The sequence below is a fragment of the Xanthomonas sp. NCPPB 1128 genome (genome assembly GCF_001043115.1).
Classification (GTDB): domain Bacteria; phylum Pseudomonadota; class Gammaproteobacteria; order Xanthomonadales; family Xanthomonadaceae; genus Xanthomonas_A.
The window spans coordinates 22863-32613 of the sequence record NZ_LFME01000013.1; the positions used below are offsets into that span (position 1 = coordinate 22863).

9 protein-coding genes are annotated in these 9751 nt (G+C 66.7%); 7 read left to right on the forward strand and 2 right to left on the reverse strand.

Annotated elements, in window-relative coordinates; all coding sequences use genetic code 11:
• Positions 1 to 86: 86 nt before the first annotated feature.
• The 3 genes from ACP93_RS21130 to ACP93_RS10130 all read left to right on the forward strand — a co-directional run bounded on the left by ACP93_RS21130 (position 87) and on the right by ACP93_RS10130 (position 2540).
• A complete protein-coding gene (locus ACP93_RS21130; RefSeq protein ID WP_228136000.1) occupies positions 87 to 566 on the forward strand; it encodes a hypothetical protein in 480 nt (159 codons plus the stop codon).
• A 122-nt stretch (positions 567 to 688) separates the two neighbouring features.
• Positions 689 to 1468, forward strand: coding sequence for an SPFH domain-containing protein (locus ACP93_RS10125; RefSeq protein WP_048490628.1), 780 nt, complete (start codon positions 689 to 691; stop codon positions 1466 to 1468).
• Positions 1469 to 1619: 151 nt separating this feature from the next.
• Positions 1620 to 2540, forward strand: coding sequence for a hypothetical protein (locus tag ACP93_RS10130; protein ID WP_228136001.1), 921 nt, complete (start codon positions 1620 to 1622; stop codon positions 2538 to 2540).
• A gap of 436 nt (positions 2541 to 2976) precedes the next feature.
• On the opposite strand, the gene ACP93_RS10135 is transcribed toward ACP93_RS10130, so the two are convergent.
• Both ACP93_RS10135 and ACP93_RS10140 read right to left on the reverse strand, forming a co-directional pair.
• Positions 2977 to 4749, reverse strand: coding sequence for a chloride channel protein (locus ACP93_RS10135; RefSeq protein ID WP_048490629.1), 1773 nt, complete (start codon positions 4747 to 4749; stop codon positions 2977 to 2979).
• Positions 4750 to 5198: 449 nt separating this feature from the next.
• Positions 5199 to 6167 carry an alpha/beta hydrolase gene (locus ACP93_RS10140; protein WP_048490563.1) on the reverse strand — a complete coding sequence of 323 codons (969 nt, stop codon included), beginning with the start codon at positions 6165 to 6167 and terminating at the stop codon, positions 5199 to 5201.
• A gap of 266 nt (positions 6168 to 6433) precedes the next feature.
• On the opposite strand from ACP93_RS10140, the gene ACP93_RS10145 reads away from it, so the two are divergent.
• The 4 genes from ACP93_RS10145 (at position 6434) to ACP93_RS10160 (ending at position 9505) form a co-directional block, all read left to right on the forward strand.
• Complete coding sequence (locus ACP93_RS10145; RefSeq protein WP_048490564.1) at positions 6434 to 7243, forward strand: hypothetical protein; 810 nt, start codon at positions 6434 to 6436, stop codon at positions 7241 to 7243.
• A gap of 123 nt (positions 7244 to 7366) precedes the next feature.
• Positions 7367 to 8335 (forward strand): polysaccharide deacetylase family protein, encoded by a 969-nt coding sequence (locus ACP93_RS10150; protein ID WP_048490565.1) that lies wholly within the window; start codon positions 7367 to 7369, stop codon positions 8333 to 8335.
• A 202-nt stretch (positions 8336 to 8537) separates the two neighbouring features.
• Complete coding sequence (locus ACP93_RS10155) at positions 8538 to 9101, forward strand: hypothetical protein (RefSeq protein WP_131721608.1); 564 nt, start codon at positions 8538 to 8540, stop codon at positions 9099 to 9101.
• Positions 9102 to 9106: 5 nt separating this feature from the next.
• Complete coding sequence (locus ACP93_RS10160; RefSeq protein WP_048490566.1) at positions 9107 to 9505, forward strand: hypothetical protein; 399 nt, start codon at positions 9107 to 9109, stop codon at positions 9503 to 9505.
• The last annotated feature ends 246 nt before the right edge of the window (positions 9506 to 9751 follow it).

Consider the following 9751-nt stretch of genomic DNA (forward strand, 5'->3'; position numbering starts at 1 on the left):
GCGCCCCGCGATGGGCCACAGCAGGTCAGGTTTTGGCTAGTTGGAAGGGCAATTTCACAGATGATAGATCGACTAAGGCGGGAGGAATGACGGAAGTGCGATGGTGGCTGATCGTGGCCTTCCTGGGTGGAGGCATGATTGTTTCTGCTGCCCGCGCCGTCGAAGTAGATCGGGGCGATCTACTTTGCAGCCAAGCCAGCGATTGGACTGATGGAGCGGCGGTGGGTGTAAAACAGATGATCCCGATGGTCGTAGAAAGTGATGCAGGCCGTACCTATCATTTCGCTCTGGACGGAAGCGCCGGACTTCAAACGCTGGACGCTAGCTGCGGGTTGGGAAGCTACGCAGAGTGCCTCTTCACTGCTCGCCGGTCGAACGGCGGGACTTACCGGTTCTCGGACCTCTCTAGCTTTGGCCTATGGAGAACCACGGATGGTCTTTACCTGCTGTACCGCATCGTGTCTCCCAAGGGAGAGGCGGATGCCCGCAAGCGCCGCATAGTGAAGTTGGCTGATCCACCTGAAGAGGTATGCAACCAGATCGGCGACTATTCGGATCTCATGTAGGTCCATGGGCGGTCTATCTGCCCATGCCCAAGTAGATGCCGTGCCCACCACGATGCGCTAGCATCCCCCGCACACGACGGCGCGCGGCGTCGTCCTTCAGGGGGACATCGATGAAGCATTCCATCCTGGCCGCCGCTGTGGCGGCCTTGCTGTGTGGTTGTACCGTGGTCTCGCCCGATCCGGGTCAGCAGGCGGTGCTGGTGGACAAGCCGCTGCTGTTCGGCAAGGGCGGCATCCGCCTGGACGACGTGCGCGATCCCGGCCGCACCTACACGTGGATGACGACGTCGGCGGTGTACGTGGACACCACGCCGCAGACGGTGCAGGTGGCGTTCGACGACTTCTCGTCCAGCGACAACATCCTGCTGGACTTCTCCACGCAGATCCAATACCGGATCACCGCGCCGGCGCGGCTGCTGTCCGGCTTCGGCCAGGACTGGTTCAAGAACAACGTCGCCAGCCAGTACGCGGCGATCGTGCGCGACCAGGTCAAGCGCTACGACATGACCAAGATGATGAGCGACCCGGACAGTGCACGGAAGATCGACGAGGCGGTGACCGAGAACGTGCGCGCCCTGGTCAAGGAGCAGGGCCTGCCGATCCAGATCCAGAACATCACCCTCGGCCGCGCCCGTCCCAATCCCGACGTGCTGCAGCAGATGAACCTGACTGCGGCGCAACAGCAGCGGGTCAAGACCCTGGTGGAAGCCACCACCGCCGAGCGCCAGCGCGAGCAGGAGCAGGTGGCCAAGGCCGATGCGGACAACGCCTACCGCAACCGCATGGGCCTGACCCCGGAGCAGTACCTGGCCAGCCAGATCGCCGAGATCAACGCCGAGGCCTGTGCAAAGGCGCAGGCCTGCTACATGGTGCCGTCGGGGACGTCGGTGATCGCCAAGTAGTGCGGCGCTGCTAAAAGGCGAGCCCGGGATGCTCGCCGCGAGCGGAATACGGTTGCACTGAGCGCGTTGCCGATGCGGCGCGTCGGCAGCGGTTGTCGCCGTGCCGCGGGTCTGCCACTGTGGCGGCCGTGTCCTGCGAGGAGATCCGCAGATGGAGTCCGCCCCGTCCTCAATGCCGCAGCGCCCGCCGGCGACCCGTTTGTTCGCTCTGCTGGCGCGCGAGGCGCGCACCGGCGTGATCTTCCGCCGCGGACCGAGCAAGCAGGTGCAGTTGATCCACTGGGATCTGCGCGACGATACCTTCGTGCACGGACAGTGGCTCAAGGGCCGCATCTACGAACGGCGTTGCGATCTGTCGCCGTCGGGGCGATTGCTTGTGTACTTCGCCTCCACGCAACGGGGCGACTACGGCACCTGGACGGCGCTATCGCGGCCGCCGTTCTTCACCGCGCTGGCGCTGTGGCCGAAAGGCGACAGCTGGGGCGGTGGCGGGATGTTCGAAGACGAGCGGACCTTGTTGTTGAACCATCAGCCACGCGACGGGCGCGATCCTTTCCCGATGCCGAGCGGCTTCCAGTTGCCGCACGATCTGCAGGTGCGTTCGTTCGGCAAGTACTCGGGCGGCGGTGAGGACGCGCCGATCGACGGCGTGTTGCGCGAGCGCGATGGTTGGCAGTTGCGCGATGACGGCGAGGGCGAACGTGGTGGGTTGCGCAGCGACGCATTGTTCCGCTTCAGCCGCCCACGCGTGCGCGAGAAGCTCGGCGCCAATGGCCGCCGCCTGCAGTCGCTATTGCATGTGGTCGGCCAGGACAATCATGCATGGTACGGCCTGGATCATCGGGTGCTGGACCGTGAGGGCAACGTGCTGGTCGATCTGCCAGGCAGCGACTGGGCCGATTGGGATGGCGGCGACCTGGTGTTCGCGCGCGATGGCGGGCTGTATCGATTGCGCAAGAGCGACTTCCGCGAGGTGGCGCAGCGGGGCGCGCAGGCCTCCCAGTTGCTGCACGATTTCAGTCGAGCGCGCTTCGCACCATTGGCGCCGACGGCGGATGCGCTGAAGTATTGAGGCGATCTGTGCTTGGCGCGTTCACCAAGCCACTGCGAACGACGCGCCGGGCCATGACTTCAGGGGTTCTCCAGGAAAGGCGGAGGCCACTGGTAGGGGCGGCTTCAGCCGCGACGCGTGTAATCGGAAATCCTGTCGCGGCTGAAGCCGCTCCTACAAGAGAGCGATGTGTCTCTGTGGGGTGCAGAAACCTCGCTATTGGAGAGGCTCTACAGGCAGCCCATGACCACCGGAAGCGCAGGTGTAGGAGCGGCTTCAGCCGCGACAGGTTTTCCCGGGACGGCGGTCGTGGCTGAAGCCGCTCCTACGAGACATGCCATGTGTGACGAGAGCCGGACCGCCGCCGCTGAGAATCCCAGCGAAGCCTGAAGGTCGCTGCGAAGAGGCCACGACGCGTCAGGCCGTGTCCAGACAAAAGCGCGCGACGCGATGCCCTTCAGCGCTGCGCGCCCGTCTGTGCACCGTGCCTACGGTGCTGCGCATCCCGCGCCTGGCGCAGCCGCTGCGCATGTGCGGCCAACAAATCGCCGCGGGTGAGGATGCCGACCATCGCATGCGGTGCGTTGCGGCCAAGCACCACGAGCCGGCCAACCTCGGCTTCCACCATATGGTCGGCGGCCTCGCGTAATGAATGATCCTCGCGCACGGCCAACAGCGGGCGGCGGAGCAAGGCGGCCAGGCGCAGGTCGTCGTGGTGCGTTGGGTCAAGCAGGTCGCGGCGGGTGAGCATGCCGATCGGGTGCCCATCGGCATCCAGCACCGGGAAGCCCTGATGCTTGAAGGCGGTCTCGCCCGAGGCGATACGTGCACGCACGTCACGCAGGGATTCGTCGCTGCGCACTGCCACCACGTTGCGGCTGCAGGCGTCGCCAGCGGCGATCTGGTCGAGGAAATCGGCGGCGTAGTCGCTGGGGACGCGCACGCCGCGGCGTGCGATCTTCTCGGTCATGATGGTGTGGCGCATGCTCAGGCCGGACACCAGGTAGGCCGCGGCGCAGGCGCCGAGCAGCGGCAGTAGCGCATGCGGCTGCTGGGTGGTCTCGAAGGCGAACAGCACCGAGGTCAGGAAGGCGCGCGAGGCGCCGGCGAACACTGCGGCCATGCACACCAGTGCGGCCATGTGCGGGTCCACGTGCAACCAAGGAGCCTGCGCCGCCAGCACCGCGCCGAGCACACCGCCCAACGCACTGCCGATGGTGAACAGCGGGGCAAGTGTGCCGCCGGATGTGCCGCTGCCCAATGCAATCGACCACGACAACAGCTTCGCTACGCATAGCGCCAACAAGGTCGAGACCGCCAGGTGGCCAGCGATGGCACCGGCGATGTTGTCGTAGCCCACGCCGAGGGTGAGCGGCATCCACCAGCCGATCAGCCCGACTGCAATGCCACCGAGCGCCGGCCACCACATCCAGTGGATGGGAAGATGCTCGAAGCCATCCTCGATGGCATAGGTGAGCTTGGTGATGCCGACACCGGCGAGACCGCAGAGCAGGCCGAGCGCCACGTAGGCCATCACTGCCAGCACATCCGGTGCGGCCAGCGCGGGCACTGCGAACATCGGTGCGCTGCCCTCCAGCGCCAGATGCGCGCTGGCGCCGACCGCCGCGGCCAGCGCCACCGGGATCAGCGAGCGCGCGCGCCATTCGAACAGCAGCAGTTCGATCGCCAGCAGCACGGCGGAGATCGGCGCGGCGAACACCGCGGCGGTGCCGGCGGCGGCGCCGGCTGCGAGCAGGATCTTGCGTTCGTCGGCGGTGACGCGCAGCCATTGCCCGAACAGCGAGCCCAGCGCGCCGCCGGTGGCGATGATCGGCCCTTCTGCACCGAACGGCCCGCCGGTGCCGATGGCCACCGCCGAGGACACCGGCTTGAGCCAGATCATCCGCGGCGGGATGCGGCTTTCGTTGCGCAGCACCTGCTCCATCGCCTCGGGAATGCCGTGGCCGCGGATTGCACGCGAGCCCCAGCGCGCCATCGCGCCGACGATCAGGCCGCCGACCACAGGTAGCCCGATCGCCCAGGTGCCGAGGTGGTGCCCGGCGGGGCTGGCCGCTTCGATGCTCCAGCGGCCGTAGTAGGCGAGGTTGGTGGCGAGCGCGATCAATGCGATCAGCACGTGCGCGGCCAGTGCCACCAGTGCGCCGACCAGCAGCGCCAAGGCGCAGAGACGCAACACGCGCCGGTCCAGTGGCGCGAACCGGCGTGGCATGTGCGCGGCGGCCAGCGCAGGCGCGAGCGAGGGCGCCGGCGACAGCGGCGTATGCGAAGACGAAGCAGGAGACATCGAAGGCGCCTGGCACGAAACGAACGTGGGAGGCGGGCAAGGTTACGCGGATGCCGGCGCAGTGGCTGGCTCGAAAATGAACAGCTATCGGGCGTCGCCGAGGTGAGGTCGGTGCCTTTCGCGATCGTGATCTTGTCTGCGTCGACCTGAGCCGCAGCGTCCAGCGGGGCGTTCCCACCGCCGCCTCAGGGCACCTCCTGCGACCCGCTCAAATCCAAGCGAAGCATGCGCAACAGATCGATTGCGCAAAGTCTGCAGCCGCTGGAATCATTGCGTTTGAAGACGAGTTGCAGCCGCCAGCGCTTGACGCCGGTGCGCCAAACGCGCGTGCAGAGGATCGATACGACACATCTGGCAAGCGGCGTCGCGGGACCTCACTGCCGCGGAACACCCAGCAGGGACTTCAATCCATGCGTGAGGCCGCGCGGTGCGACGCTCAGGTGATCCTCGTCGGCGAGCACGTCCAGCTGCAGGCGCAGCGACGGATAATGCCGCCCGCGCAGGGTCTGCGCCATCTGCTGCGCGTCGGTCACCATGTCGTAGCGCTTGCCGTAGCGGCGCTGTTCGTACTCGCCAACATACATGTAGACCTGTGCCGGCAGATCGCGGTGACTTGAGGCGAAGCGCGCTTCCTCGGCGCGCATGGCATGCGCGCCGAACCAGTACGACGGGCTGCCCAGGATGTAGCCGGAGAACAGCTCCGGCGTGTTCAGCAGGATCTGTGTGCCGAGCAGGCCGCCATACGAGTGACCAAGGAACAGGCGCCGCGCTTCGTCGGTGCGATAGCGCTGCGCGACGAACGGCAACGCCCGGTCGCGCAGATAGGCGATGTAGGTGTTGGCGCTCCCATGCGTGGCACCAGCGGAAGCGGCGTCGCCGTCCTCGGTGGTGGGCGTGTAGTCGCGGCGCCGGCTCGGCATCGGCTCATCGCCGAGTGCATACGACAGGCCGACCAGGATGAAGTCCTCGATGGCCAGCCCTTCGCCGTTCAAGCGCCGCGCGATCTGTCGCGCCACCGGAAACGCATAGTCGGCATCGGTGGCATACAGCACCGGGTAGTGCCGCTCGGGATGGTCCGCATAGCCGGCAGGCAGCGCCACGAATACCTGATAGGTGCGGCCGGACACGGGATCGGGAACATCCCATACCTCGGTCCCGACCAGTTCGTAGGGCGCACCGCTGCCGAGCTGCCCGCCGAGCTGCGTCGCCACCGTGCGTGCGGCAGGTGCCGCCGGCTGCGTGGTGACTTCCTTCGCTACCACTCCCGTTGCGGGTGCCTGCGCCGTGTTCGTGCACCCGGCCAGCAGCAGGGATGTCCAGACCAGCCAAAATCCTTTCCTCATTCCGTCGTTTCCGTTTGCTTGTAGCTCGCGCGCAAGTCGGCGCTCCTGATGGTGCCATGCACGCGCGAGGTGCGCGCATTGGCGCGTTACATCGTATGCGCCTGCATGCGCGAGTGCGCTTGCCGCTTGTGTTGTGCATCGCTCGCAAACCTGCTCCGCCAGCCCCACGGCCCGTTTCGGTCGGAGCAGTGGGCAGGGATTCCTGTCCTGGCCTCTTCCCTCTGCATGAAAGGTGGACTACGTTGCCTGCACCTGGGGGGAATCGCATGCGAATCGCGTTGGTCATCGCCGTTGCCGTGGCATCGCTCTGGCTGCTTGTCGTAGAGGGCGCGGCGGCGCCGGCCGGACAGCAAGACCCGATCAGAATCGCGTCGGTCTCTATCCAGTACACGTACATGGGGTGGGGGTACGTCGATGAAAGGTTCCACCTGGTTCCGGCGCGTAACGGCATGGGGTTCATCATGCGGTGGACGGACAAGGATGGCACGGGGCACGCCGAGCAGCAGGTCGCCACGGACAAAGTGATGGCGTTGTTCGCAGCAGCGCGTGCTCCCCGCATCGATCGCGCGACCGGGCTGGGCGTAGTGCAGCAGCGGGCGATGGCGCCAGCGACAATCGCCAGAATCCGCAATAGGCTATTTGCTGCTCGGGATTGCTCACCTCTGCAGCAACGTCAGTGGCGCGCCGCACAAGCGACTGCGGACAGCGTGAGGACAGAGCTCGAGCAACTCTATCGCGAAACTATTCCATGGACCGACGATAGCCCGTCCATGACGGTCCGCATCGTGCCAGAGCGTGGTGCGCCGCTGGTGTTCCATTCGCAGTCGCAGAAGCCATTCATGCTGGCGTGGATCCACGGCATGCCAAGTGGCCGAAGAGATGAGGAGATGGATGGTCCCAAGGCGACCTGGTCGCTGCCGCTCAGCGATGCGCTTGTGGAGATCCTGCCGGCCCTGTCGCCTGCACGAAAGCGCTTGGCGCGCGAGCAACTGGTGAAGGTGTTGGCTCGGAACCTGGAACGCCGCTCTCCTTTATCCTGCTCGCAGGATCGTGGCAACGCGCACGCAGGGAGTTGAATCTTCGGAGCCTGGCTCTTGCAGGTGAGTCGGCCAGGCAGGGCGTGCAACCAGCTGACAGGTGCTCCTTGGTGTCGCCCGCATGTGTGCGTATAGACTGGCAACTCCATACTGGGGCGTCCGATGAGAGTACTTCGCTGCCTGTTGCTGCCGGCCCTGCTGTGCGTTGCCGCATTCGCCCAGGCGCAGGACGACACCGGCCGCATCGCGGTGACCATCGACGACCTGCCGTGGCAACGCATCGAGCAGACGCCGCCGGCGCAATTGCCGGCGCTGCATGCGCAGTTGATGGCCTCGCTGCGGCAGGCGCAGGTGCCCATCGTCGGCTTCATCAACGAGGACAAGCTCGAGCAGGACGGTCAGGTGCAGCCGCAACGGGTGGCGATGCTGCGCGATTGGCTGGACGCCGGCTATGCGCTGGGCAACCACACCTACGGCCATGTGAACCTGCATCAGGTCGGTGTGCCGGCGTACGAGGACGCGATCATGCGCGGCGAGCGCACGTTGCGGCCGTTGCTGGCCGAACGTGGCCAGCCGCTGCAGTGGTTCCGTCACCCGTATCTGGCCACCGGCCGCAGTGTCGCCGACCGCGAGGCGGTCAACGCCTTCCTCGGCGCGCACGGCTATCGTGTCGCGCCGGTGACGGTGGACAGCGGCGAGTGGGTGTGGGCGTTCGCCTACGCGCATGTGCTGGACGAGCCGCCAGGCCCGGCGCGCGACGCCATGCTGCTGCGGCTGCGCAAGGGCTACGTGCCGTACATGCTCAACAAGCTGGATTACTTCGAGCGCGAATCGCAGGCCCTGTTCGGCCGCCGCATCCCGCAGGTGTGGTTGATGCACGCCAACGCCCTCAACGCTGCGGCCTTCCCGGATCTGGTCGCAGCCACGCGCCGCCGCGGCTATGCCTTCATCGGCCTGGACGAGGCGCTGCGCGATCCTGCCTACACCCACGCCGAGGGCTACACCGGCCCCGGCGGGATCAGCTGGCTGCACCGCTGGGCGATGGCCGAGGACAAGCCGAAGGACTTCTACGCCGGTGAACCGGTGGTGCCGCGCTGGGTGTTCGCGCTGGCCGGGGTGGATTCCGAGTAGCATGCGGGCGCGCCACCTGCGGGGATCTTGCCTGGCGCCTGCCCTTGCCGATCAGCCGTCGGGCAGGCCCCTGTCCCCCAGACGGGCCGGCCCGGGAGGAGGGGCTAAACTTCTTGCCGTAGACAGGGATAGTAAGTCCAAGGGACAAGCCTCGCCTATGCGGCGCGTGTCCGGCAGCGTCATCCAGCAACCGGAGAACGAAGTGAGCGTGCAGATCGACAGGAATGATGCACTCGCGTTGGCGCTCAGCGCCATGCAGGGCGCGCGCGACGACGAAGCCATGACCTTGCTGAGGGCGCTGGCGGAGGCTGAGCCCGATTTCGCCGAGGCGCATTATCTGCTCGCCGCCCAGTACGCGCAGCTCGGTGACATGGCCGCGGCCGAGGCCGGCTTTCGCCATGTGCTGCGCCTGTCGCCACAGCAGTCGATGGCGCGGTTCCAGCTCGGCCAGTTGCTGGCGCTGGCTGGCCGGCCGGCGGAGGCCATCGAGGTGCTGGCGCCGCTCGCGCATGCGGGGGAGGGCGCCTTGGCAGCGTATGCCGCGGCAATCAGTTGCTGGGCGGCGGCGGACATCTCGGGTGCCATTGCGCTGTTGCGCCAAGGCCTGTCCGAGCCGCAGCAGTTCGACGCGCTCAGGCAGGACATGATGCAGTTGGATGGGCGCCTGACCGCCATCGCGGCCGGCACTGGCGAGGGCATCGCGATGGAAGATGCCTCCGTTCACGGCGCTTCGCTGTATCTGTCCAACTATCGGCGCTACAACTGAATTCCATGGCGATCGACCGGCTCTCTCCGACCGCAGCGCTGATCGCCGCCATCCGCGGCGAAGCCGTCAAGCGCGGTGGCGTGGGCAAGCCGGGCGCCGCGAGCAAGACGCACACGGCGGCGGCGGAGCAGCAAGGCCGCGGGGATCGCCCGTCGGTGGCCCAGCTTCGCAGCCAACTGTCCGACCTGGTCGCCTCGGTTGCGGCTGAGGACCCGGCCGCGGTCAAACGGATACGCCCCGCCCTTATCCGGACCGTGCTGCTGTGGCAGTTCGGCCCGCAACTGCGCGAGCGTCCGCAGTGGCAGGCGCTTATGGAACGCATCGAGCAGGAACTCGACCGCCGTGACCCGATGATGCAGTCGCTCGGCGCTCTGGTGCGGGACCTGCAGAAGGGATCGGGCTAACCGTCGTTCGGCGGCGCCTGCACGCACGATGGCGGTCGGCGCGACACCCCGCCCATGGAAGGCGTTTGGTTCGGCTGGCACGCGCCATGGCGACCGTGTACACGCAGCGTTCTCCTTTCCCCTTTTGAATCATTGACTTGAATCGAGGTCCGGGCGCTGCCGAGGCGGCTCCTGGAGGGGGTGGCCAGGCCGCTAAACTTAATTCCGCTTCCTGGGATTGATAGAGGAGTAGGGGCAAGAAGCGCC

Bases quoted from the DNA above. Each gene is read 5' to 3' on its own strand.
- ACP93_RS21130 (WP_228136000.1), top strand. From the start codon at position 87: ATGACGGAAGTGCGATGGTGGCTGATCGTGGCCTTCCTGGGTGGAGGC.
- ACP93_RS10130 (WP_228136001.1), top strand. From the start codon at position 1,620: ATGGAGTCCGCCCCGTCCTCAATGCCGCAGCGCCCGCCGGCGACCCGT.
- ACP93_RS10135 (WP_048490629.1), bottom strand. From the start codon at position 4,749: ATGCCACGCCGGTTCGCGCCACTGGACCGGCGCGTGTTGCGTCTCTGC.
- ACP93_RS10140 (WP_048490563.1), bottom strand. From the start codon at position 6,167: ATGAGGAAAGGATTTTGGCTGGTCTGGACATCCCTGCTGCTGGCCGGG.
- ACP93_RS10145 (WP_048490564.1), top strand. From the start codon at position 6,434: ATGCGAATCGCGTTGGTCATCGCCGTTGCCGTGGCATCGCTCTGGCTG.
- ACP93_RS10150 (WP_048490565.1), top strand. From the start codon at position 7,367: ATGAGAGTACTTCGCTGCCTGTTGCTGCCGGCCCTGCTGTGCGTTGCC.
- ACP93_RS10160 (WP_048490566.1), top strand. From the start codon at position 9,107: ATGGCGATCGACCGGCTCTCTCCGACCGCAGCGCTGATCGCCGCCATC.